The following is a 23,634-nucleotide window of genomic DNA, read 5'->3' as shown; positions in this document are numbered from 1 at the left end:
CCCGTCCTGGCTGCCAACATCACATTCCGGCCCGCCCTGCCCGTTGTCCGCATGGCCGGTACGACGGCGGCCCCTCCGTCCACTGCCCTCGCACCTCCCACCGTGGTTGCACAGGAGGCTCCGCGTTTTCCGCCCCTGGTGGCATGCGGGGGCGGCGTGGGATCGCATAGGCTGAAATCATGTTCTCCTTGATCCTTGCCGCGGTCCTGGGCTGCGTCTATGTCTATTTGCGCCGCAAGGACCCGCGGATGCTCCGCAACGGCATCGTGTTGGTGGCTGCGTGCTGGTTTGCGCTGGCCGGGCTGGCCGAGGTTCTCTCCCAGTGGTTCCCCTGGACCGAGTGGATCACGCTGGGCATCCTGGTCCTGACGCCGCTGGCCGTTGTGGTGTTGGCCGGATTCCTGATCGCCAATGGCGTGACCATGCTGCGGAGGGAGGGGCGCAGCATGGGCAATTTGCTGTCCCTTGTTGCCGGCCTGGCCCTGCTGGCACTGCCCGTTGCAGCCTTCGCACTGGTGCTCACCCTCAATACGGTGGCCATTGGCGTGGCGGCGCTGATGTTCCTGTTGTGCAGCTATTTTGGCGTGGTGTTTGTGGTCTTCCTGTCCTATGCAGCCGTCTACGGGAAGATGGTGCACAGCATCACGCCGTCCGCCGTTGTCATCCTTGGCTCACAAATCATCAACGGCAAGGTGCCGCCGCTGCTGCGCTCCCGACTGAACAAGGGTCTGGAGGTTTACCGCGAGGCATCTCCCGCGGATGCTCCATTGCTGATCCCTTCGGGCGGGCAGGGCCCGGACGAATCCCGCTCAGAGGGTGCTGCCATGGCGGAATACCTGGTCCATGCTGGGGCTCCGGATGAGCATGTTGCGGCGGAGGAGCACGCCGCAAACACGGCCCAAAACCTGCAATTCTCGGCGGCCATTGCCCGCGACCACGGCAGAACCGGCCCGCTGGTGGTGGTCACGAACAACTATCATGTGCTCCGCGCAGCCCTGCTGTCGCGCAAGCTGGGGATCGACGCCCAGGTGGTTGGCTCGCCGACGGCTGGTTACTTCCTTCCCAGCGCATTCCTGCGGGAGTTTGCGGCCATTCTGAAGGAGCACAAGCTGCTGCACGTGCTCATGTGCCTGCCTTTTGTCGCCCTTACCGCATTGTTGACGACGGCGCTTGTCCTCGCCAACCAATAGGCCCTGGTTCCGGGGTGCCAGCGCCGACGGCGGGCATGGGCCAACCGGGCGCAGGGTGCCACAGCAGCGGCGGGCGCGTGCCGCCGTCGTGCTTGGAAAAAGCGTCAGTCAACAAACTCGGACTGGGTCACTATAAAATCCCACTCCCGCTGCGTCAGCGTCCCGTCACTCAGGGCACCGCCGGCAGCTTCAACAGCCACCGCGACGTGGTCCGGCACCGCTGCAGCCTCTGTATTTTCTCGTAGCCACTGCTTGGCCGGCAGTTCCATATTGATCCACCACAGGTGAATTTCCATTTGAGCCACCCCCTTGGATGTCCTTCAACGCTATGCCCGTTCGGGGCACCGGGCAAGGGATCGACGGGCCTAAATGGCCAGCCACGCAAGGACAAGAACGACGGCGGCCAGCGGGAACGCGAGCTGCACCAGGGCCGCCCTGGCCTTCTTAGGTGATGAAATGAGGAGGACGAGTCCGGCGGCAAGCATGGAGCCGCAGCCGGCCAGCACCAGCGCCGCACCCACGCCATGGTGCCCGGAAGCCGCGGCAAGTATGCCGGCCACCGCCACTACGGCAAGGAACAGGTTGTAGAAGCCTTGGTTGAAGGCCAGTTCCCTCGTGGCGTGGGCTTGCTCAACGGACGTCCCAAACGTCGTCCTGGTACTCTCCGCCGTCCAGCGCAGCGATTCCAACACGAAGATGTAAACGTGCACCAGTGCAGCCAGTCCGGCGAAAATAAGTGCTGCGCTGAGCAAAGGAATCCTTCTTAAGCGTTTGGCGTCAGCCGCGCGGAATGTTGCGCAGATTGCTGCGTGCCATGCTGACCGCTTCCCCCGCGCCCCTGTTCAGGACCACCTTGGACATGGCCGTGGCAAAACCAAGCACCTGCGCGCCCTTGAGCTTGGGCGGGATGGACAGGGCGTTGGGGTCGGTGACCAGTTCCACCAGCGACGGGCCGTCGTGGGCGAACGCGGCACGGTAGGCGTCGGCAATACCTGCGGGGTCGGTGACGCGCACGGCGTGGAATCCCATGGCCGTGGCGATGGCGGCGTAGTTCGTGTCAGGAACGTCAACACCAAAATCGGCCATCCCGTCAACAAGCATTTCCAGTTTCACCATGCCCAGCGTGGAGTTGTTGAAAACCACAACGTTGATGGGCAGCTTGTGCGCGGCAGCCGTGATCAGTTCACCCAGCAGCATGGACAGCCCGCCGTCACCGGACACGGAAATGACCTGTCGGCCGGGGTGGGCAGCCTGTGCGCCGATGGCCTGCGGCAGGGCGTTGGCCATCGAGCCGTGGAGGTAGGAACCGATCAGCCGCCGCGTGCCCAGCGGGTTGATGTAGCGGGCGGTCCACACATTGCACATGCCGGTGTCGGCGGTGAAGATGGCATCCTCTGCGGCGATTTCATCCAGCAGCGAGGCCGCATACTCAGGATGGATGGGCACCAGCTTGTCAGCCTTGCGGGTGTAGGCGCCAACTGCCTTGTTCATCAGCTTGTCGTGCTTTTTCAGCATTTGCTCCAGGAACTTTGCATCCTCCTTGGCCGCCACGAGCGGGATGAGGGCCGCCAGGGTTGGCAGCACGTCACCGTGCACGGCAATGTCAACGTCGGTGCGCCTGCCCAAATGCTCCGGCGCCCTGTCCACCTGGGCGGTACGTGTGTCTGGCAGGAACTGGTCGTAGGGGAAGTCCGTGCCCAGCAAGATCAGCAGCTCGGCACCGGCGATGCCTTCCGCGGCGGCCCCGTAGCCCAGCAAGCCCGTCATCCCAATGTCGTAGGGGTTGTTGTACTGGATGAAGTCCTTGCCGCGCAGGCTGTGCCCAATTGGGGCGTTGAGCAGTTCAGCCAAGGCTATGACTTCGGCGTGGGCTCCCTGGACGCCGGCGCCGGCAAAGATGGCAATCTTTTCAGCCTGGTTGATGGCATCAGCGAGCTCCGCCACGCTTTCGGGTGCCGGGACCAGGCTGGCCGGGCGCACGGGGCGTTGCAGGGGCGACGGCGCAGTGGCCGGGAGGCTGGCAATATCGCCTGGCAGCGTCACCACGGCCACCCCGCGCAGGCCCACGGCATGCGAGATGGCGTTGTTCATGACCCTTGGCGCCTGGTCCGAGGTGCTGATGAGCTCGGAGTACACTGAGCATTCGCCAAAGAGCCTGTCCGGGTGGGTCTCCTGGAAGAAGTCGCTGCCAATTTGCACGCTGGGCAGATGCGAGGCGATGGCCAGCACCGGCGCGCCGGTGCGGTTGGCGTCGTACAGCCCGTTCATCAGGTGCAGGTTGCCGGGTCCGCACGACCCTGCGCACACGGCCAGTTCGCCTGTCAGCTGAGCCTCGGCGCCGGCCGCAAACGCCGCGGCCTCCTCATGGCGGACGTGGATCCAGTCGATGCCGCCGTTGGCCGAGCCACCGGTTTTCCGTACCGCGTCCACCAATGGGTTCAGGCTGTCGCCCACAATCCCGTAGATGCGCCGCACACCGGCGGCTTGCAGTTGTTCGATGAGTTGGGTGGCAAGTTCCTTGGCCATGTCAGACCTTCCTGCAGCAGGTTGTCTATCTATCGGATACTGGCCAATATAGCCCCCTGCACCCGGCGGCGCAGCGATCGTCAACACAAAACAACGCGACGCTCATATGAGAACACCTACCACGCTCGTTTGATACAGTGGGATGAAGATCACGTTCAAAGGAGCGCCACCATGCCGCAACTCAATGCCGAGAGCCTCGCCCACCTGCCGGAATCCGTCGCGGTTCCCAGCTATGACCGCAGCGCCGTGAAAACTGGCATCGTGCACTTTGGTGTGGGCGGCTTCCACCGCGCGCATCAGGCCATGTACGTGGACCGGCTCATGAATGCCGGCAAGGCCCTCGACTGGGGCATCTGCGGTGTTGGCGTGCTGCCCCACGACGAGAAAATGGCCCGCGTCATGGCGGAGCAGGACTGCCTGTACACGATGCTTCTGAAGCATCCGGACGGCCGCCGCGAGGCCCGCGTCATCGGCTCCATGACGGAATACCTGTTCGCTCCGGCGGATCCGGAGGCCGTCATTGAAAAGATGGCTTCCCCCGACACCCGTATCGTCTCGCTCACCGTGACGGAGGGCGGCTACAACTTCCACCACGTCACGGGCGAATTCGACGCGGAGAATCCGGACGTCATCCACGACCTCACCCCCGGAGCGGCCCCGCGCACCACGTTCGGCCTCGTCACGGAGGCACTGGCCCGCCGTCACGCCCGGGGCATTGCGCCGTTCACGGTCATGTCGTGCGACAACATCCAGGGCAACGGCGACGTCGCAAAGAAAATGTTCACAGCCTTCGCAGAACTGAAAGATCCGGACCTCGCCGCCTGGATGCGCGAAAACGTCTCATTCCCGAACTCCATGGTGGACCGGATCACGCCCGTCACCACGGATGAGGACCGCAGCGCCATCGCCAAGGAATTTGGCGTCATGGACCAGTGGCCGGTGGTGTGCGAGCCGTTCGAACAATGGGTCCTCGAGGACCACTTCACGCTTGGCCGCCCACCGTTCGAGGACGCCGGCGTGCAGGTGGTTGAGGACGTCGAGCCGTACGAGCTCATGAAGCTGCGCCTGCTCAACTCCAGCCACCAGGCACTCTGCTACTTCGGCACGCTGGCCGGCTACACGTACGCGCACGAGGTCGCCCAGGACCCGCTGTTCGTGCAGTTCCTGCTCGACTACATGGACCTCGAGGGCACGCCCGCACTCGCCCCGCTGCCCGGCGTCGATCTGCCGCTCTACAAGCGCACCCTCATCGAGCGCTTCGCCAACGAGCACGTGCGCGACACCCTGGCCCGCCTCTGCGCCGAGAGCTCGGACCGGATCCCCAAGTGGCTCATCCCGGTGGTTTGGATCAACCTGGGGAACGGCAATTCCGGGAACGACGGCGGGATCTCCCGTTCCGCCGGCATCGTCGCCTCCTGGGCCCGGTATGCCGAGGGGACGGACGAAAACGGTGAACCCATCACCGTGGTTGACCAGCTCAAGGAGCCGCTCATGGCCGCCGCGGCGAAGCAGCATGAGGACAAGCTGGCGTTCCTGCGCAACCGCGACGTCTTTGGCGACCTCGTGGACAACCAGCGCTTCACGGAGGCGTACCTGCGCACTCTCGACACTCTGCACACCCGCGGCGCCCGCGCGGCCGTGGCAGAGCTCGTAGCACTGGGCCGGTAGCCCAACCCGTCCACCCATGACGTGGCAAGCCAACCACCGCCCCACCGGCCGGGACGTTGGCTACACCCCGTAGACAGTCCTCCGTGCGGTGGCGTACCGCTCGCGCACCAGGGCGCCCCATCCGCCGTCGGGCATGAAGGACCTCTCAATCCGCCGGCCCCAGACGGGCAGTTCGCCGGTTGCGGCCCAGGCGGCCTGGCGGGCAGCCCCAAGTGCCACATATTCACGCTGCTCGGGCACGTCGACGGGCACGCCGAACACCGTGGCGGCCGCCTCACGCAGCGCCCGCGACTTCGCACCGCCGCCGATCAGCAGCACCCGCTCCACGGGCACACCGAAGGAGGTCAGCGCAGCAAGCGCGTCGGCCAGTGAGTTCACAACGGCCAAGACCGAGGCGCGGGCCAGGTTCTCCGGCGTCATGTTCGCCCGGGTCATGCCAACGAGCGTGCCGGTGGCGTCGGGCAGGTTCGGGGTGCGTTCGCCGTCGAGGTAGGGCATCAGCGTCAGGCCGTCGGCATCGGGTGCGGCGGCGAGCGCAAGCCGGTCGAACTCGGCCAGGTCAACGTTGAGCATGGCAGCCCCGGCCGCCATGACGCGGGCCGCATTGATCGTGGCAAGCAGGGGCAGGTGCCGCCCCGTGGCGTCGGCAAAGCCCGCGAGTTGCCCCGATACGTCATGCACGGCCGTCTCCGAGACGGTGAACACCGTGCCCGAAGTGCCGATCGAGACCGCCACCTCCCCCGGCGCCAGTTCCAGGCCCAGTGCCGCACCGGCGTTGTCACCCATGCCGGCACCGACGACGGCGGCACTCGAGCCCCAGCGCGGGAGCAGCTGCCCGGCGCTTTCGTTGGGCGCGAGCACCTGCGGCAGGGACGGCACGGCGCCGAAGAACTGTTCCAGTAGTTCGGTCCGGTACTTGTTGGCAACCGGGTCGAAGTAGGCGGTGCCGGAGGCGTCGCTGCGGTCGGTGGACCACGACCCCGAAAGCTGCAGGTTGAGCCAGTCATGGGGCAGGCCCACGGTGTCCAGCCTGGCGGCCGCATCCGGCTGCGAACGTGCCAACCAGGCGAGTTTTGTCAGTGTGAAAGAAGCGACGGGGAGTATGTTGACGGCGCCAACCCATGCCTCGGGACCCAGCTCAGCAACCATGCGGGCAGCATCGTCGGCACTGCGCACATCGTTCCACAGCAGGGCGTCGTGGACCGGCACACCGGCCCCGTCCACACCCACCATGCCGTGCTGCTGGGCCGCAACGGCGACGCCCACAACACGGTCGCCCAGCCCTGCAATTCCAGCCGCATCCCAGGCCTCGGCCAGCGCTGCTGTCCACAGGCGCGGATCGATAGAGGTGCCATCCGGATGTGTGGCCGAACCGGCGGTCACTTGGGCACCCGTGGCAATATCCACGGCCACCACCTTGCAGGACTGCGTGGAGGAGTCAACACCCACCACCAGAGTGCCGGGCGCCGTCGAGCCGGGCACTGGTGAGCCGGGAATTGGCGAGTCGGGCGCCGACGAGCCCGCCGTCTGCGCGCCGCTCATGCGGACACCCCATGACTGGCGGCATGAGCCTGCAGTGCAAGGGCGAGGGATTCATCCAGCACCAGAGTATGGACAATTCCGGCCGCGATGCAGGCCCGCACGGCTTCCGCCCGAACCGCACCCTGGGCAACGGCGATGACCTTGGGGGTGCGCTGCAGCTGCTCGACCGTGACGGAGAGGATGCGGGCATCAAGTTCTGCCTGCACGGCCGTTCCGTCAGCGGCGATCAGCCTGCCGGAACATTCAGCCACGGCCCCCTTGCGGATGCCATCTTGCCGGACGGCGTTGTCCACCCGGTCCCACACGGTTGAGAGGTTGGGCGCCCACGCACCGATGGCCACGACGGCCAGATCCAGGGAATCCGCCTTGCGCATGGCGTCGGCGATTTCCGGTTGGCGCCGCAAGCCCGCGGCAGTGGCCGCACTGTCCACCACGAGGGGCGCCCACATGGGCCAGGTCCGGCCACCACCCACCCGGCCGAGGCGCTGAATGAGCTCCAGGGGATTTCCTCCGCTGCCGGCCGCGGGCAGGGCACCGGCCAGCTGCACGATGTTGCATTTAGGCAACTCCGAGACATGCCGGGCGGCCAGGTCGAGGGTGCGGGACCAGGAGATGCCAATCGTCATGCCCGTGCGTGCCGCAGCCATGAGTTCGTCGGCCACGGCGTGGGCCTGCAGGTCACGCTGGCGGAAATCGTCGCCGAGCGTCTTGACGACCACCACCCGGTGCAGCCCGAGAGCGGCGGCAAGCGCCTCGGCGTCGATCTCCACTGTGGCACCGGGGCGGCGGATTTCAATGTGAACAATGCCTTCAGCACGCGCCTCGTCAAGGAATCGGGCCACCTGGAACCGTGAGATTCCGTGCTCGGTGGCGATTTCAACCTTGGACTGGTTGTCCAGGTAATAAGCCTGCCCGATGCGGGCAAGCAGCTCCTCGTGGGATATTTCCGGCACGGTGCGCCTTCCTAAAAAGAAACATTTGAGCATTCGCTCTTGCTCAAACGAGTATATATGACTAGAGTCACTTAACAAATGAGCAAGATCATGCTCTCAAATGAGCGACAAGATTGAGAGTGACCAATGAAGTTCCCACCCCTCCGTGCCGCGAAAGCACAACGGCCCAGAACAGGCGCAAAAGCCGCCGCCTGGCTCGCCATCGCAGCCGCAGCCACCCTTGCACTGGGCGGCTGTGCCCCGGCCGGCGCCGCCCAAGACACCCTGGTGGTGGCCATTGTGGCCAACCCGCAGATGAAGGACGCCATCTCCCTGCAGGCCGATTTCAAGGCCAAGCACCCCAACGTCAACGTCAAGTTCGTGACACTGCCCGAGAATGAGGCCCGCGCCAAGATCACCGCCTCGGTGGCCACCGGCGGCGGCGAGTTCGACGTCGTCATGATCTCCAACTATGAAACCGAAATGTGGGCGGCGAACGGCTGGATCGAAAATCTCCAGCCCCTCGCAGACGCCACGGAGGGCTACGACACCAACGACTTCATCCCCACCATCAAGGATGCGCTCAGCTACCAGGATGACATGTACTCGGTCCCGTTCTACGGCGAGTCCTCCTTTCTCGTGTACCGCGAGGACCTGTTCAAGGAAGCCGGCATCACCATGCCGGAACACCCCACCTGGGATGAAATCGGCACCATCGCCCGCAAGCTCAACAACCCGGACGAGGACTTTGCCGGCATCTGCCTGCGCGGCCTGGCCGGCTGGGGCGAGGTCATGGCCCCGCTCGGCACCGTCATCAACACGTACGGCGGCCAATGGTTCGACATGGGCTGGAACGCCAAGCTGAACACACCGGAGGTCAACGCCGCCGTCACCGACTATGTGGACCTCCTGCACGACGCCGGCCAACCTGGCGCCGCAACCAGCGGCTACGGCGACTGCATCACCCGCTACAGCCAGGGCAAGGCGGCCATGTGGTACGACGCCACGGCCATGGTTTCCAGCATTGAGGACCCCGCATCCTCCCTGGTGGCCGGCAAGTCGCAGTACGCCCCGGCCCCCGTGAAAAACACGGAGTCGGCAGGCTGGCTCTACAGCTGGTCGCTGGCCATCCCCACCACAACGAAGCACAAGGACGCCGCCTGGGACTTCATTTCCTGGATGACGAACAAGGACTACATCAAGCTGGTCGGCAACACGATCGGCTGGGAACGCGTCCCTCCCGGCAGCCGCCAGTCAACGTATGAGATCCCCGAATACGCAGCCGTCGCCAAGGCCTACGCCAAACCCACCCTTGACGCCATGTACAGCGCCAAGCAATCCACCAGCATGGTCAACCCCGTCCCCTACCCGGGCCTGCAATTTGTGGGGATCCCGGAATTCCAGGACCTGGGCACCCGGGTGAGCCAGCAAATCTCGGCCGCCATTGCCGGACAAAAATCAGTTGACGAAGCACTTAAGCAGGCCCAGCTGTACGCCGAGCCCGTTGCCCAGTCATACCAAGAAGGAGGCAAGTAGTGGCTACCACGCTGGTTGACAAGCACAACCTCAAACAACACGGCCGCAAGAGCGCCAAGGACAGCTCCGGCATGTCCAGGGCGGAAGGCTGGCGCCGCCGCGGCCCGCTCCTGCCGGCCCTGATCTTCACCATCATCATTACGCAGCTGCCCTTCCTGGTCACCATCTGGTACTCGCTGCGCAACTGGAACCTGCTGCGCCCCGACGGCAACCAGTTCATCGGACTGGCGAACTATGTGGACATCTTCCTTGACTCCACCTTCCGCAGCTCGGCGTTGAACAGCATCGTCATCACGCTCGGCTGCGTGTTCCTTGCCATGATCCTGGGCATCATTTTCGCCCTCCTGCTCGACCGCAAGTTCCGCGGCCAGGGTGTAGTGCGCACCATGCTCATCACCCCGTTTTTGATCATGCCCGTCGCCGGCGCCACCCTATGGAGCATCTCCATGCTCAACCCGAGCTTCGGCCTGGTGAACTGGGTCATCTCACTGGTGGGCATCCCGCCGGTCGACTGGACGGCGTCGCACCCCATCATCTCCATCCTCATGGCCCTGGTCTGGCAATGGACCCCGTTCACGATGTTGCTGGTGCTGGCCGGCCTGCAGTCCCAGCCGAAGGATGTCCTCGAGGCCGCGCAGATCGACGGTGCCGGATGGACGAAGACGTTCATCTGGGTCACCCTCCCCCAACTGCGCCGCTACATTGAGCTGGGCGTGCTGCTGGGCACCATTTACGTGGTCAACACCTTCGACCAGATCTACCTCATGACCGCGGGCGGGCCGGGCACCGCCAGCGCCAACCTGCCGTTCTACATCTACCAGCGGGCCTTCCTGGGCTTCGACATTGGCCAGGCAGCCGCGATGGGCGTTGTGGTTGTTATAGCCACCATCATCATCGCCACCTTCGCCCTCCGCCTGATCTTCCGCAGCTTTGACGCAAAGGACTAAGCCGTGACCACCACCATCACTCCCCCCGCCCCCATTTCCGCCGAACGGAAGTCCCGTGAAGCACGACGGCGTTTCACCGGTTCCAGCATCACCACAGTTACGTGGGTGCTCGCCTTTGTCTTCTTCGCCCCGGTGATCTGGCTGGTCATGACGGCCTTCAAGCCCGAATCGGCTGCGGCGTCGAACCCGCCGGTGTTCTTCTTCGCCCCCACCTTCGAACAGTTTGAGGCGGTGCTGAGCAACGGCGCGGGCGCCTACTTCCTGAATTCGCTGATCGCCACGGGTGTCTCAACCATCCTTGTCGTCCTTCTGGCCGTGCCGGCCGCCTATGCGGTGAGCATCCGGCCCGTGAAGAAAACCTCGGATGTGCTGTTCTTCTTCATCTCCACCAAAATGCTTCCCGTCGTGGCTGTGATCATGCCCATCTACGTGATCGCCGGGCAGCTCAAGGTGTTGGACAACATTGGCACGCTCGTGATTTTGTACACGGCCATGAACCTGCCGATTGCCGTGTGGATGATGCGTTCCTTCTTCCAGGAAGTCCCGGCCGAAGTACTCGAGGCCGCGTCCATGGACGGTGCCGGGCTCATCAAGACCCTGCGGACCATCCTGATCCCCATGGTCACCCCCGGGCTGGCGGCCACGGCCCTGATCTGCGTGATCTTTGCCTGGAACGAGTTCTTCTTTGCCCTGAACCTCACAGCCGCCAACGCAGCCACGGTGCCGGTATTTCTGGTTTCCCAAATGACCAGCGAAGGCCTGTTCCTGGCCAAGCTGTCAGCCGCCTCGGTACTGGCCTCACTGCCCGTGGTCATCGCCGGCTGGGTCGCACAGAAGCAGCTCGTCCGCGGACTCTCGATGGGCGCGGTGAAGTAGAAACATGGCACAGCGCAACACTAAGACAGCGCCCCCCGCATCCTCGCTCCCGGACTTAATGACGGCCTCGGTCCTTGTCCGGCAGGGCGAGCTGCGCATCGAGCAGCGCCCCGTACCCACACCTGGCCCCGGCGAGGTGTTGGTGCGCATCACCTCGGTGGGGGTGTGCGGGTCCGACACCCATTACTTCACGGAGGGCCGGATCGGCAGCTTTGTGGTCGATTCTCCGCTAGTGCTGGGCCACGAGCCCGCCGGCGTCATTGTTTCACTCGGGACGGGGGTCACGGACCGCACGGCGGGTCAGCGCGTCTCCCTCGAGCCTGGCATTCCGGACCCGCTGTCGAAGCAGTCGCTGGCTGGCTGCTACAACCTGGACCCGGGCGTGCGGTTCTTTGCCACGCCACCCATCGACGGGGTGTTTTCTGAATATGCAGTACACCCGGCGGCTTTTTGCCACCCTGTTCCAGACTGTGTTTCGGACGATGCCGCTGCACTGCTGGAGCCGCTCAGCGTGGCGCTTGCCGCACGGGCGGCCGGCCGGATCCAGCTTGGCGACAAGGTGCTGGTCGCCGGAGCCGGCCCCATCGGTCTGCTGATCTCGAAGGTCGCCCAGCTGGCCGGGGCGACCGTCACGCTGACGGATGTGCGTGCTGAACGCCTCGAAATTGCGGAAACATACGGTGCAGCGCATACCTTCACGGCCGCCGAACAGCCTCCCGTTGAGCCTGTATTCGACGTGTTCATCGATGCCAGCGGCGCCGAACGCGCCATCCTTGGCGGGCTGGAGCGCCTGGCCCCGCGCGGACGCTGCGTCCTGGTGGGCATGGGCACCGATACGATCGCCCTGCCCGTGCCGTTGGTGCAGGGCCGGGAGCTCACGATCACGGGCACATTCCGCTACGCGAATACGTGGCCAACGGCCATCGCATTGGCAGCCTCCGGACAGGTGGATCTCGACGGGCTTGTCACCTCAACGCACGGCCTTGCAGACGTCGAGGCGGCGCTCACGGCCGGCGCCAACCCCGGCGCGCTGAAGGCCGTGGTCCACCCCTAACACCGTCGCTCGCTCACATAAGGGTCACTTTTCGCAGACGCTCGCTCACACCCTGGATGGTCGCAACCGACGCCCTTGCTGCAGGTGTTCGGGCGTTCCTGCGCATGGTCCCGGACATGAGCGAGCGATGGCTCGCCCCGCCGGCGAGAAGAGCTCCGTCTGTACGTGTTTTGCAGTCCATACGAGGTCAAGAACTCGTCGGGCGATGGTTACGGTTTCCTGTGGTGGCTTCTTGATCGCGTTGCTAGAGGCTCGCCGGGCTTCGATTTTCTCGAACCGGCCGAGCCTGCGCCGGCTCCGCATAGTTCGTAGCAAGGATGTCGCTGGCAGCTAAACGACCCTTGAAGTGCGCGGCGTACTGCCAGAACACCTGATCGATCACATAGTCATGGTCCAGGTACAGGGTTGTCGTTGTTACATAGCCCTCCGGTTCTGCACCGCAGAGTGTATTCGCGGCGAGCACAACGACGTCCCCTGAGTTGAACATGACGAGACCCGAACCCACTAGAAATCCGAGCCCGTCTACCACCACGAATCACAATGAACTTCACGCGGTCGAAAGCGATCGGTGCAATCGGGAGATAGCGGCTAATGGTTCGCTCGTTGAGAGTCGCGTAATCTCCTTCAGTATTGGCTTGATCTAGCATGTAATTTCGAAATGGAGAAAGCTTGGGTCCATCATCGGCGCTGAAAGGACAGCCAAGAAGGGTCTTCCGGGCTGAGAGCATGACGCGGTTGATCGGTGCAGCCAGGCGGAGGCGCAGAGGCGAACGGCTGGCGTCGCAACTCGCTACGAGTCGCTGCAGCCACAACGCGGTTTGATTTTCGAGCGTGCGAGGGGCCAGCCATAGGCTGGCCCCTCGCACGACAGTCAGTCGGTTGCGGAAGCTTCTGCGATGATCTGAGCCAGATCATCAGGGCGGCTCCACATAGGCCAATGGCCCGTTGGGAGATCGATATAGTCGACCTTCTTGAGGTTTGCGACCTCAGCGAACATTGGATGGCCTGCTTCAACGAGTTCCATCACCTGCGAACTCGGGATCGAACAACACACGAGAGTGGTCGGCACCTCAAAGCGTGCGTCGTTGAGGAGTTCCACGGCCTGGCGCAACACAGGGCCCGGTTCCGAAACGGCACGATTTCGGAACCGTTCGAGAGTGTCGGCGTCTAGACCGTCAAGGCTGGCTTGCTCGCCCAGTACGTTGAAGGGGGGCAGCGGAAGCCCCTCCGTGTCTTCGGGGAAGTCAGGAGCGAAAGCCGTGCCGGGGGCGACCGGGCCGCTATCGACCCAGATCACCCGGCGAACCAACTCAGGATGCCGATCAACTACGAGACTCACCGGTGCGTTGGCGCCGCTATGTGCCACGATTACCGTCGGCTCACCATCAGCAATCACGGCTTGCTCGATTGTTGCAGCCTGTTCGTCAAGCGTCCTGGAGGATCGTTCAGGGTCCGTTTGGTCTAGGCCAGGCAGAGTCAGCGGAACAGCTCGCAGCCCATGGGCCGTCAGCTTCTCCAGTACTTCTTCCCAGGCCCAGGCTCCCAGCCAGTGGCCAGGGACCAGGATGATTTTCGGGTTAGTCCTTTTAGTTGTCATACCAAGATCCTCGCAGTAGGTTTGGACAACTGCATGTCACTATTTATGGCACGATTATGGCGAGGGGTGTGGTGAGATGAAGCGGACGGAGAGGCTTCACGCGTTGTCAGAAATGCTGCGACGTAGTGGCTCTCGCGGGTGCACAGCTGACTGGCTGGCGAACGAGTTCGGTGTGTCCGTCCGCACGATTAAGAGAGACCTGGATGCGCTTGAGAACAGCGGCACGCCAATCTGGTCGCGTCCGGGGCCTGGCGGCGGGTATGGTCTGGCTGGACGATCCAACCTCCCGCCAATTACCCTGACGCCGGCGCAAGCAGTCGCCCTGCTTGCCGCTGTTACCGCTGCCCCCGATGCGCCTTATGCGGACCTCGCCGCAGCTGGCATTCGGAAGATTGTGGATGTGCTGGACCCTCGAACCCGTATGAAGGCGGACGAACTCGCCCGTCGAATCTGGGTCAACGCCGATTCGCCCGTTGCACGGGCGATCAGCTCCGCTCTTGAGCAAGCAATGGCCGAGCAGCTGGTTGTGCGTATCCGCTACACCTCGGCTAATGGGAACACAACCACCCGTGACGTTGAGCCCGTTATCTTCGCTTTCAGAGAGGGGCGCTGGTATCTGATCGGCTGGTGCAGACTGAGGAACGAAATCCGATGGTTCCTACTGAAGCGCATCGAACGCGCCAGCGTCACCAAGATCCCCTGCGAGAACCATGACGTTGAAGATATCGGCATCCCCCCAGTGACCGCCAGATCGGTACAGATCGGACACGATTAACGACCTTTGTGAGGGTGGTGTAGCTCTGTCGTGGGATCGTGACGAGCGGTGCAATAGAGATCGTGAGTGAGCTCAGCATTGGGTACTCAAGCCAGGACTGGAGACAGACGATCGGCACAGCTGTCGCGGTAGCCATTGCAGATCTGCTGCTGGAAGTTGCATGAACAAGACGAAGCTTCGTGAGAGGGCGCGACTGGCCACAGTCGAAGCAGGGGTGGTCGCGAGTACAGCTTTGAGGCTCTTCGCAGGGAGAAGGGTATGGCCGCCGCGCGAAGGGCCGCCCGATACGAAATGGATAGATAAGGCTCCGAAACGAAATCTCGCCCTGGCTCTGGACACTTACAGTGAACGTTTAAGGTCTGAATCAGGCGGCATTGAGGTTGTCCGACGCCGTGCAGAGTTCGCATTTACAGCGATCATCGCAGCGCTGGGACTCAGCACCGCTGCCTTCGAACGGCTCTGGGCCGTGGCGTCCAGCTCGATCTGGTTACTGGTTCTTTGGGTGTTTAGTGTTCTTGTCGTGGTTGTCGCAATCCTGATCTTTGCCCGCGTGGCGGTGTCCACCAAGGTCCTTGGAGTCGTTCAAGGACAAGACTTCATCGGCCGCCGGCCCCCGCGTATCCGAGTGAGCGTCGGGGAAATCACCCCGTATGTGATCGAGCGTTAGGGTGCCAGGGAGGGCTGGCAGAAAGCTAGCCGCCGGCCACGGACTGGATGACCATCAGCTCCTGGCCGGCGATGACGCGTGTATCGAGCCCTGAGAGCCGACGCACCTCATCGCCGTCGAGGTAGATGTTCACGAAGCGGCGCAGCGCACCGGTTTCGTCGCGCAGCCGGCGGCCAAAGACCGGATACTCCCCGGCCACCGCGTCCAGCAATTCCGCCAACAAAGCGCCTTCGCCCACGTCCAGGCGCAGCTCTGCACTGTCGCCGACCAGCGGCTGCAGCAGGCGCGGCACCAGCATCGTCACTTCACCCATTCTGCGTGACCTGGGCAGCCACGACGGCGGCACGGACGCACAGCACGTCCGGCAGCTGGTTCAGGACTGGGACGAAGTGTGCGCCCTCGTCGGCGCTGGCATACACGGTTCCGCCGCGGGTGCCGAAGTACAAACCGGCAGGTTCCGCGGTGTCCACGGCCGCAGCATCCCTGAGCACCACATTAAACTCGGGCTGCGCCAGGCCGTCGGCCAAGCGTGTCCAGGACTGGCCGCCGTCGTCCGTCCTGTGCACGGCAAGCTGCCCATCTGGGGGAATCCGCTCGGCATCGGCCTTGATGGGAATGACCCAGGCGGTTCCGGAGCGGCGCGGGTGGGTGAGTACCGTGAAGCCGAAGTCCGCCGGCAGGCCCCGGGCGATGTAGTCCCAGGAGTCGCCATTGTCGCCGCTGCGGTAGACGCCACCGTGGTTTTGCGCAAACAGAACCTCGGGATGGTTGGGGTCCCGGGCCACCTTGTGGACGCACTGGCCGAATTCCGGAGTCTCCTCGGGCAGGAAAGTTGCGCCAATTCCCTTGTTTCGGGGCTCCCACGAGACCCCGCCGTCAACGCTGCGGTAAACACCTCCCGTGCTCATGGCCACGTGGATGGTGTTGGGGTCTGCGGGGCTCGGCAGGACGGTGTGTGCCGCGGCACCGCCAAAGCCGGCGCCCCATTCGGACCGGTGCGGGTGGTCCCAGAGTCCTCGGTTGAGCTCAAAATGCTCGCCACCGTCCGTGGATTTCCACACGGAAATGGGCTCACATCCGGCCCACACCATGCCCGGCCGGCCGTCGGAGTCAGGCTGGATCTGCCACACCCGCTCCAACGCGGTATCGGTGTCCGGCGGAAACGTGATGGCGCCATGTTCCGGTTCCTGCCATGTGGCGCCAAGATCGTCCGAGTGCGCTACCGTGGGGCCCCAGTGCTCGCTGCGCAGCCCGACCAGGATGCGGGTGCGGCCGCCCCGGGTGTCGATGCCGATGCTGGGAATCTCCTGCATCAAGAAATGCGGCCCGGTAAAGCTGTAATTTTCACGGTCCGGGCTCGTGCCCAGCCACAGCCCCTTCTTGGTGCCCACGGCCAGCAAGTGGGTGCCACCTGGACGAATGCCGTCTGGTGCTTCGCTATTTTCCATGGGTTAAAGTCGACCACCGCAGCCACCACACATCAAGGGTTTCCCGCCGGTAACTTACGCGGCAGGGCCGCGTCGGCCGGGCGCATGCCTCCAAAACGGGGCATTTTGCCGGAAAAGCCATCGGAAGACGGCAGATTAACCCAGTTCTCAGCGAAGCACACCCACGCCAAATACCCCCTGGGGGTACTTGACACATACCCTATGGGGGTATAAATTGAAGTCATGGAAACAGCAGAGCATACCCACGGATACTCCGAAGAAAAGCAGGCCTACCTGCGTCGCCTCAAGCGCGCCGAAGGCCAGGTCCGCGGCATCGCCAGGATGGTCGAGGAAGACAAGTACTGCATCGACATCCTCACCCAAATGGCCGCTGTCAACAAGGCCCTGCACGCCGTCAGCATCGGCCTGCTCGAAGACCACATCGCACATTGTGTGGTCAACGCAGCCCATGAATCACAGGAAACCGGCAACCCGGAGATCGTCTCCGACAAGGTCGCCGAAGCAACCGCCGCCATATCCCGCCTACTCAGGAGCTAGCCGCATGAGCAACAACAGCCACACCACCACCGTCAACGTTTCCGGTATGACCTGCGGGCATTGCGTCAGCTCCGTCACGGAGGAACTGACCGAACTCAAGGGCGTGGAAAACGTCGCCGTAATTCTCAACACCGGAGGCATCTCCGAGGTCACCATCACCTCCACGCTGACCCTCGACCCCGCGGAAATCTCCGAGGCCGTTGCCGAGGCCGGATACCTCGTCGTCGCCAACAACGCCTAACCCGCCAACGATTAGGCCGCCAACACATTAAGGAGCGCCATGAGCGCCTCAGATTTTTTGTCCCAAACCGCCACACCCGGCCCCCGCATGGTCGAGATCGACATCGAAGGCATGACCTGTGCCTCGTGCGTCAGCCGGGTTGAGCGCAAGTTGGGCAAACTCGAAGGCGTCAGCGCTTCCGTGAACCTGCCGCTGGAATCAGCCCAGGTCATGGTCCCCGCCGGCATAACAGATGCGCAAATCATCGACACCGTCAAGGCCACCGGCTACAGGGCCACGCTGAAGAATCCTCCCGCCAAGCCCGCCGTTAAGCACGACGCCGGCCCGCACCTTGGGCACGGTTCCCACCCGGGTGCCACCCAAGAAGGCGGCTCCGCGCCGGGCGGACACATGAACGGCGAGCATGCCGGCCACGAAGAAAACCACGAGGACCACATGGCCCACGGCGGCACGGCGTCCACGCTGCGCCCGCGCCTGATCCTGGCCGCGATCCTGACCATCCCGGTCTTCCTCGTTTCCATGTTCCCGGCCCTGGCATTCCCGCATTGGGGCTGGGTTGCCGGCATCCTGACGCTGCCCGTGGTGACGTGGGCGGCCTGGCCGTTCCACCGCGCCGCAGCCATCAACGCCCGCCACTTCGCCTCGACCATGGACACGCTGGTCTCCATCGGCGTCAGCGCAGCGTTCCTGTTCTCCGCCGTGGAACTCGGCCTAGATCCCATGATGACGGCCCATGGCAGCTCCATTTCCGGCCACGCCCCGCTGTACTTCGAGGTCTCGGCCGTCGTCGTGACCTTCCTGCTGCTGGGCCGCTACCTGGAGGCACGGGCCAAGGCGAAGGCCGGCGATGCACTCAAGGCGCTGCTCAGCCTGGGCGCCAAGGAAGCAACCGTCCTGCGCCATGGCGTCGAGGTCAAAATTCCGGCGGCCGACCTTGCCGTGGATGAGATCTTCGTGGTCCGCCCCGGCGAGAAGATCGCCACCGACGGCGTCATCACCGACGGCACCTCCGCCATCGACACCTCACTGATCACGGGCGAGTCCCTGCCCGTCGACGTCACCGTCGATGACACCGTCACTGGCGCGACCATCAACACCTCCGGCCGCCTCCTCGTGCGGGCCACGCGCGTCGGCAGCGAAACCACGCTCGCCCAAATGGGCAAGCTGGTCAGCGCCGCGCAGGCAGCCAAGGCCCCCATCGCCCGGCTCGCGGACCGGATCAGTGCGGTATTTGTGCCGATCGTGCTCGTCATCGCGGTCATCACCTTCGCCCTCTGGCTGCTGACCACCGGCGACATCCAAGCCGCTTTCACGGCCGCCGTCGCCGTCCTGATCATCGCCTGCCCCTGCGCCCTGGGCCTGGCCACGCCGGTTGGCCTGCTGACCGGAACCGGCCGCGCCGCCCAGCTGGGCATCCTCATCAAGGGCCCGCAGGTCCTCGAGGACACCCGCACGGTCGACACCATCCTGCTCGACAAGACCGGCACCGTCACCGAGGGCCGCCTCTCAGTGGTCGACGTCGTACCCCTCACCCAGGTGCCGGCCGCCGAACTCCTGCGACTGGCCGGGGCCGTGGAATCCCACAGCGAACACCCCATCGCCCACGCCATCACAGCCCACGCCCGCGAAAAAGCGGACGAACAGGCCGGCGAAAATGGCACCCTCCCCGAACTGTCCGACTTCATGTCGGCACCGGGCGGCGGCGTCCGTGCCGTCATCGAGGGGCGCACCGTTTTGGCTGGCCGGGCAGGCTGGCTGGAGGAGAACGCCGTCGAACTTTCCGCTGCGGCACGGGCAGCATTGCTGGACCAGCAGCAGCGCGGCACCACAGCCATCTGGGTGGCCGTGGACGGTGAAGCTGCCGGACTGATCGCCCTCAAGGACACCATCAAGGCCGGGTCCAAGGAGGCCATCGCCAAGCTAAAGGAACTGGGCCTGCGCCCCATCCTGCTGACCGGTGACAACGCAGCCGTGGCCGCGCAGGTTGCTGCCGCCATCGGTATTGCCGCCGAGGATGTCTATGCGGAGATCCTGCCAGAGGGCAAGGTCGAGGCCGTCAAGAAGCTGCAGGAGGAAGGCGCCACGGTCGCCATGGCCGGCGACGGCGTGAACGACGCCGCCGCACTGGCGCAGGCCGACCTCGGCATCGCCATGGGTTCCGGCACGGATGTTGCCATTGCGGCCGCCGATCTGACGGTCATGGGCAGCGATTTGGGCCAGGTGGCCACGGCCATAGCCCTGTCCCGCAAGACGTTGGGCACGATCAAGACCAACCTGTTCTGGGCCTTCTTCTACAATGCCATCGGCATCCCGGTGGCAGCGTTGGGCCTGCTGAACCCGATGATCGCCGGGGCCGCCATGGCCGCCAGCTCCGTGCTGGTGGTGGCGAACTCGCTACGGCTGAGGCGCTTCGGCCGGTAAAGATTCGGCAGGCAGCTCGCCAGCTTCAGCGTCAAGGTCGACTGCGTAGGATCGCCCGCGCCGGGGTGATCCTCGCAGTTCGTCCAGCCGCACCAGGACCACGCCAGCCATGATCGCCAGGCCGCCCAGCAGCTGGATGGCCCGGGGCAGCTCACCGAGCAGGATCCACGCCCAAATCACGGCGAACAGCACCTCGAACAAGGCCACAAACGAGGCAACCTTCGAGCCCAGCCCGCGCGTCGAGATAATGCCCATGATGTAGGCAAAAACTGTGGTGATCAGCACCAGGCCCAGCACCGGAACCAGCCAGTTCACCTCGGTTCCGGCAAATACGGGGTTGTTGAAGGTGAACGCCATCGGCAGAATGCCCACCACGCCCAGCCCCAGGATCATGGCCGCACCCACCGCCATGCCCCCGCCGGCCATGAGAATGGGCGGGACATCGTCACCGGTGCGGGCCGACATCACAAAATACACTGCCGAGCACACCGCCGCGGCCAGCCCCCACAAAACACCCTCAACACTCACCTTTTGACTGCCGGCCAGATCCAACACCAGCACCAGGCCCGCCATGGCGCTGACGGCGCCAACAATCGTCAGCAGCCTCGGCCGGCGCCGGGTGATGATCCACGCCCACCCCACCAGCAGCACGGGCGAGAGATATTCCAGCAGCAGCGCCACCCCCACCGACAAGTGCTGCACCGCATTGAAGTAAAACAGCTGGCACAGCGCAATCGGCACCACGCCGTAAATCGCGATCCGACCCAGCGACCCCTTGACCTTGGCCCAGCGCCTCACCAGGGTGATGACCACCGGTATGAAAAGTACGACGGCGGCACCTCCTATGCGTGCAGCGACCGCTGCACCTGGAGACCAGCCAACATCGAAAAGCGACTTGGCGAAGGATCCCGACAAGGCAAAGGCTGCCGCGGAAATCAAGGCCAGCACGAGCGCCGGGGAGGCCAGGGCGGCGCGTGGCCCGGAGGCGGACACGCGGAAGGATGCTGTTGAAGTGGTCACGGATGGTCCATTTGTCAGGAGTAATAGGCGGTAGACTAATGACATTACGCCCGCAGATTGTCAGGAGTCAACATGGTCTTTAGTCATGACACGGAGATGGCCCTGCTCTCTGCCGTGAATTTGATCAACACCGCCCCCATCACCGTCACCGAAGACGGCACCGTCACCGGCCCGGACACTCTGGAATCCGTGGCCGAGCTGGATGCCTTTGTGCTTGCGGAGCAGTTTTCCGGATCGCGTGAACACTCCGCTTCGGAGGTCAAGGCAGTGCGTGACATGCGCACCGAACTGCGCACCATCTTCATTGCCGATGAACTCACCGCAGCCGACATGGTCAATGGACTTTTGGCCCGGGCACAGGCCCTGCCCCAGCTGGTCAAACACGACCAGTGGGACTGGCACCTGCACGCAACTGCCCCGGCCGCCCCGCTGGCCGAGCGCATGGGGGTTGAAGCAGCCATGGCGCTGGTGGATGTGATCCGCAGCAAGGAATTGGCGCGGCTGAAGGTGTGTGCCGCGCCTGATTGCTGCGCAGTGGTGATCGACCTGTCCAAAAACCGTTCCCGCCGGTATTGCGACACCGGCAACTGCGGCAACCGTGCCCACGTAGCCGCCTACCGCCGTCGTAAATCCGCCGAGATGTAAGATCACGCCCTCCAGCGGCGGAGTGTGGCTGCCGCAACCGCGGATTGAGCCCGTCGAAATCAACTGCCCAAAACACCGAAGGCCCGCATCATCATGAGATGCGGGCCTTCGTTGAACCTCGTAAGGGAATGACAATGACTGCTTACTTCATGGTTCCTGCAGCAACAGAGCCCTGCAGCTGGCGCTGGAACAGGACGTACATGACCAATACCGGAACAATCACGATGATGGCGGCCGCGAACAGTGCACCGAAGTCCACTGCATAGCCCATCTGGCCGGCGAAGGCCGCGATGCCCTGCGAGAGCACATAGTTCTCACGCTTGGTGTTGATGGCCACCGGGATCAGGTACTGGTTCCACAAGCCCAGGAAGTTGAAGATGGCTACGGAGGCCATGCCGGGCTTGGCCATGGGAAGCATGACCTGGAAGAAGGTGCGCCATTCGCCCGCGCCGTCAATCTGTGCGGCTTCGGCAATCTCGTTGGGGAGCGCCTTGAAGAAGGAGAACAGGAAGAACACGGTGAAGGGCAGCGCGAACGCCACGTACACGATGATCAGGCCGGGCAGGGTGTTCAACAGGCCCAGGTTCTGCAGGATGAAGAACAACGGAACAATGGCCAGGAAGACCGGGAACGTCAGGCCGGCGAGCATCAGGTAGTAGACGGCGCGGTATCCGGGGAAGACGTAGCGGGCCAAAACGTAGGCACACATGGCACCGAGCACCATCACGATGACAAGCGCGAAACCCACCACAATGACGGTGTTGAAGAAGTACATGCCAATGCCGGCTGTATTCCATGCGGTCACGTAGTTCTGGAATTGCCAATCGGCGGGGAGGGAGAACGGCGAGGCGAAGATTTCCTTGGTCGTCTTGAATGACGACATGAGGGTCCAGCCCAGCGGAATGAGCACCAAAAGCGCCCACAGGGCGAGCATGGTGTGGGAGACACCGGCCACCACCTTGTCACTCTTGCTGTCCTGCCCTTTGCGCTCAACGTGGTCACTTAGTCCCGTGGTTTTTGAAAGTTGCATTGACATTATTCAGACACATCCTTGCTGCCGCCGGTGATCTTGTTGACCAGGAATACAATCGCCGAGAAAAGCAGGGTGATGACTGCCAGCACCACACCCATGGCACAGGCCAGGCCAAACTGGTTCTTCGAGAAGGCCGTGGTGAACAGTTTCTGCGACATGACAAGCGTGGAGTTTTCCGGTCCGCCGGTGGAGTTCAAAACTGACATGTACACAAAGGCGTCGAGAGCCAGGATTCCCATGTAGACGTAGGCGGTCTGGATGTTGTCGCGGATCAGCGGGATCGTGATGCTGATGGCCGTGCGGAAGCGGCCAGCACCGTCAATGCGGGCTGCTTCGAAGGTTTCCGCCGGGATGCCCTTGATGGCTGCGATAAACAGGATCATGTAGAAGCCAACAAAGCCCCACACGATGACGAACATGGAGGCGATCATGGCTGTGCGCGCGTCGCCGAGCCACGGGTAGTCCTTAAAACCGTCCAGCCCGATGCCTGTCAGAATGCCGTTAAGCAGGCCGTTCTTCGGGTTGAAAATCTGCTGCCAGATAATGCCGATGACTACCGCAGGGATGACGTAGGGGAAGAAGGAGATGACCCGGTAGAAACCGGAACCCTTCAGGCCCTTGATCTGCCCGCGGCTGCTGCCGCCAATGGTGACAAGGGTGGCGAGCACCAGTGACAAGATCACCGTGATGACAGGCAGGAAGACGGCCAGCGTGACGCTGTTGCGGACCGAGATCATGAAGATGTCATCGTTGAAGAGCTTGACATAGTTATTCAAGCCCACGAACGGCATGTTGTTGTCGAAGCCGCCCCAGCTGGTCAATGAGTAGTACACCGCCTGAACAAAAGGCGAGATTACAAAGACCAGATAGATCACCAGTGGCAGTCCCAGGAACACTGCCATAAAGCTGACCTTGTCGAATGTCAGTTTTTTCCGGCGCCGCCGGGCGGTGGCGACAACGCCCCCCCCCGACTGCACTT

Annotated in this window: 24 protein-coding genes; 12 read left to right on the top strand and 12 right to left on the bottom strand. The window is 63.6% G+C overall.

What is annotated here, in order from left to right:
• The first annotated feature begins 179 nt into the window (after positions 1-179).
• Positions 180-1,190 (top strand): YdcF family protein, encoded by a 1,011-nt coding sequence (locus art_RS13495; RefSeq protein ID WP_038465593.1) that lies wholly within the window; start codon positions 180-182, stop codon positions 1,188-1,190.
• A 104-nt stretch (positions 1,191-1,294) separates the two neighbouring features.
• On the opposite strand, the gene art_RS13490 is transcribed toward art_RS13495, so the two are convergent.
• From art_RS13490 to art_RS13480, 3 genes are all read right to left on the bottom strand, one after another.
• Positions 1,295-1,486 (bottom strand): hypothetical protein, encoded by a 192-nt coding sequence (locus art_RS13490; RefSeq protein ID WP_038465591.1) that lies wholly within the window; start codon positions 1,484-1,486, stop codon positions 1,295-1,297.
• Between the two features lie 69 nt (positions 1,487-1,555).
• Positions 1,556-1,942 carry a DUF1304 domain-containing protein gene (locus art_RS13485; RefSeq protein WP_038465589.1) on the bottom strand — a complete coding sequence of 129 codons (387 nt, stop codon included), beginning with the start codon at positions 1,940-1,942 and terminating at the stop codon, positions 1,556-1,558.
• A gap of 25 nt (positions 1,943-1,967) precedes the next feature.
• Positions 1,968-3,716, bottom strand: a complete 1,749-nt coding sequence (locus art_RS13480; protein ID WP_038465587.1) for a pyruvate dehydrogenase — start codon at positions 3,714-3,716, stop codon at positions 1,968-1,970.
• Positions 3,717-3,887: 171 nt separating this feature from the next.
• Between art_RS13480 and art_RS13475 the strand changes: the two genes are divergently transcribed.
• Positions 3,888-5,384: a mannitol dehydrogenase family protein gene (locus art_RS13475; protein ID WP_038465586.1), complete on the top strand. Its 1,497-nt coding sequence runs from the start codon at positions 3,888-3,890 to the stop codon at positions 5,382-5,384.
• Positions 5,385-5,444: 60 nt separating this feature from the next.
• On the opposite strand, the gene xylB is transcribed toward art_RS13475, so the two are convergent.
• Together xylB and art_RS13465 are read right to left on the bottom strand one after the other, a co-directional pair.
• Positions 5,445-6,926: a xylulokinase gene (xylB, locus tag art_RS13470; RefSeq protein ID WP_082000289.1), complete on the bottom strand. Its 1,482-nt coding sequence runs from the start codon at positions 6,924-6,926 to the stop codon at positions 5,445-5,447.
• Complete coding sequence (locus art_RS13465; RefSeq protein ID WP_253901357.1) at positions 6,923-7,879, bottom strand: sugar-binding transcriptional regulator; 957 nt, start codon at positions 7,877-7,879, stop codon at positions 6,923-6,925. The genes xylB and art_RS13465 overlap by 4 nt, the downstream gene beginning before the upstream one ends.
• 126 nt (positions 7,880-8,005) lie before the next feature.
• On the opposite strand from art_RS13465, the gene art_RS13460 reads away from it, so the two are divergent.
• The 4 genes from art_RS13460 (at position 8,006) to art_RS13445 (ending at position 12,271) form a co-directional block, all read left to right on the top strand.
• Complete coding sequence (locus art_RS13460; RefSeq protein WP_082000288.1) at positions 8,006-9,394, top strand: sugar ABC transporter substrate-binding protein; 1,389 nt, start codon at positions 8,006-8,008, stop codon at positions 9,392-9,394.
• A gap of 71 nt (positions 9,395-9,465) precedes the next feature.
• Complete coding sequence (locus art_RS13455) at positions 9,466-10,341, top strand: carbohydrate ABC transporter permease (protein ID WP_082000568.1); 876 nt, start codon at positions 9,466-9,468, stop codon at positions 10,339-10,341.
• Between the two features lie 33 nt (positions 10,342-10,374).
• A complete protein-coding gene (locus art_RS13450) occupies positions 10,375-11,217 on the top strand; it encodes a carbohydrate ABC transporter permease (protein WP_253901603.1) in 843 nt (280 codons plus the stop codon).
• A 4-nt stretch (positions 11,218-11,221) separates the two neighbouring features.
• Positions 11,222-12,271, top strand: a complete 1,050-nt coding sequence (locus art_RS13445) for an NAD(P)-dependent alcohol dehydrogenase (protein WP_253901356.1) — start codon at positions 11,222-11,224, stop codon at positions 12,269-12,271.
• A 244-nt stretch (positions 12,272-12,515) separates the two neighbouring features.
• Here art_RS13445 and art_RS13440 read toward each other — a convergent pair whose 3' ends face one another.
• Complete coding sequence (locus art_RS13440; protein ID WP_157875265.1) at positions 12,516-12,758, bottom strand: hypothetical protein; 243 nt, start codon at positions 12,756-12,758, stop codon at positions 12,516-12,518.
• 384 nt (positions 12,759-13,142) lie between these two features.
• The gene (locus tag art_RS13435; RefSeq protein ID WP_038465578.1) at positions 13,143-13,868 is read right to left on the bottom strand and encodes an alpha/beta fold hydrolase; all 726 of its coding nucleotides are present in this window, start codon (positions 13,866-13,868) and stop codon (positions 13,143-13,145) included.
• Positions 13,869-13,944: 76 nt separating this feature from the next.
• Here art_RS13435 and art_RS13430 point away from each other — a divergent pair, with 76 nt between their 5' ends.
• Both art_RS13430 and art_RS13425 read left to right on the top strand, forming a co-directional pair.
• A complete protein-coding gene (locus tag art_RS13430; protein WP_038465576.1) occupies positions 13,945-14,643 on the top strand; it encodes a YafY family protein in 699 nt (232 codons plus the stop codon).
• A 160-nt stretch (positions 14,644-14,803) separates the two neighbouring features.
• Positions 14,804-15,310 (top strand): hypothetical protein, encoded by a 507-nt coding sequence (locus art_RS13425; protein ID WP_038465574.1) that lies wholly within the window; start codon positions 14,804-14,806, stop codon positions 15,308-15,310.
• Positions 15,311-15,335: 25 nt separating this feature from the next.
• Here the strand turns inward: art_RS13425 and art_RS13420 are convergent, their stop codons facing one another.
• Together art_RS13420 and art_RS13415 are read right to left on the bottom strand one after the other, a co-directional pair.
• Complete coding sequence (locus tag art_RS13420; RefSeq protein ID WP_038465572.1) at positions 15,336-15,623, bottom strand: MoaD/ThiS family protein; 288 nt, start codon at positions 15,621-15,623, stop codon at positions 15,336-15,338.
• Positions 15,616-16,758 (bottom strand): hypothetical protein, encoded by a 1,143-nt coding sequence (locus tag art_RS13415; protein ID WP_052136547.1) that lies wholly within the window; start codon positions 16,756-16,758, stop codon positions 15,616-15,618. Before art_RS13415 ends, art_RS13420 begins: the two co-directional genes overlap by 8 nt.
• 222 nt (positions 16,759-16,980) lie before the next feature.
• Between art_RS13415 and art_RS13410 the strand changes: the two genes are divergently transcribed.
• Genes art_RS13410 through art_RS13400 form a run of 3 tightly spaced genes read left to right on the top strand, consistent with a single transcriptional unit; the run spans position 16,981 to position 19,957 of the window.
• On the top strand, positions 16,981-17,295 hold the full coding sequence (locus tag art_RS13410) for a metal-sensitive transcriptional regulator (protein WP_038465570.1): 315 nt from the start codon (positions 16,981-16,983) through the stop codon (positions 17,293-17,295).
• 4 nt (positions 17,296-17,299) lie between these two features.
• Positions 17,300-17,536, top strand: a complete 237-nt coding sequence (locus art_RS13405; protein ID WP_038465569.1) for a heavy-metal-associated domain-containing protein — start codon at positions 17,300-17,302, stop codon at positions 17,534-17,536.
• A gap of 39 nt (positions 17,537-17,575) precedes the next feature.
• Positions 17,576-19,957 carry a cation-translocating P-type ATPase gene (locus art_RS13400; protein ID WP_038465567.1) on the top strand — a complete coding sequence of 794 codons (2,382 nt, stop codon included), beginning with the start codon at positions 17,576-17,578 and terminating at the stop codon, positions 19,955-19,957.
• Here the strand turns inward: art_RS13400 and art_RS13395 are convergent.
• Entirely contained in the window at positions 19,931-20,977 is a 1,047-nt protein-coding gene (locus art_RS13395; protein WP_253901355.1) for a DMT family transporter, read from the bottom strand. The genes art_RS13400 and art_RS13395 overlap by 27 nt on opposite strands.
• A gap of 72 nt (positions 20,978-21,049) precedes the next feature.
• On the opposite strand from art_RS13395, the gene art_RS13390 reads away from it, so the two are divergent.
• Complete coding sequence (locus tag art_RS13390; protein ID WP_038465566.1) at positions 21,050-21,622, top strand: CGNR zinc finger domain-containing protein; 573 nt, start codon at positions 21,050-21,052, stop codon at positions 21,620-21,622.
• Positions 21,623-21,764: 142 nt separating this feature from the next.
• Here art_RS13390 and art_RS13385 read toward each other — a convergent pair whose 3' ends face one another.
• A complete protein-coding gene (locus art_RS13385; protein ID WP_253901602.1) occupies positions 21,765-22,556 on the bottom strand; it encodes a carbohydrate ABC transporter permease in 792 nt (263 codons plus the stop codon).
• A gap of 101 nt (positions 22,557-22,657) precedes the next feature.
• Positions 22,658-23,557 (bottom strand): carbohydrate ABC transporter permease, encoded by a 900-nt coding sequence (locus art_RS13380; protein WP_082000567.1) that lies wholly within the window; start codon positions 23,555-23,557, stop codon positions 22,658-22,660.
• Between the last annotated feature and the right edge of the window lie 77 nt (positions 23,558-23,634).

The organism is Arthrobacter sp. PAMC 25486, assembly GCF_000785535.1.
GTDB lineage: Bacteria > Actinomycetota > Actinomycetes > Actinomycetales > Micrococcaceae > Specibacter.
Note: the sequence above shows the minus strand (reverse complement) of the source record. Positions and strands in the feature narration are given on the sequence as shown.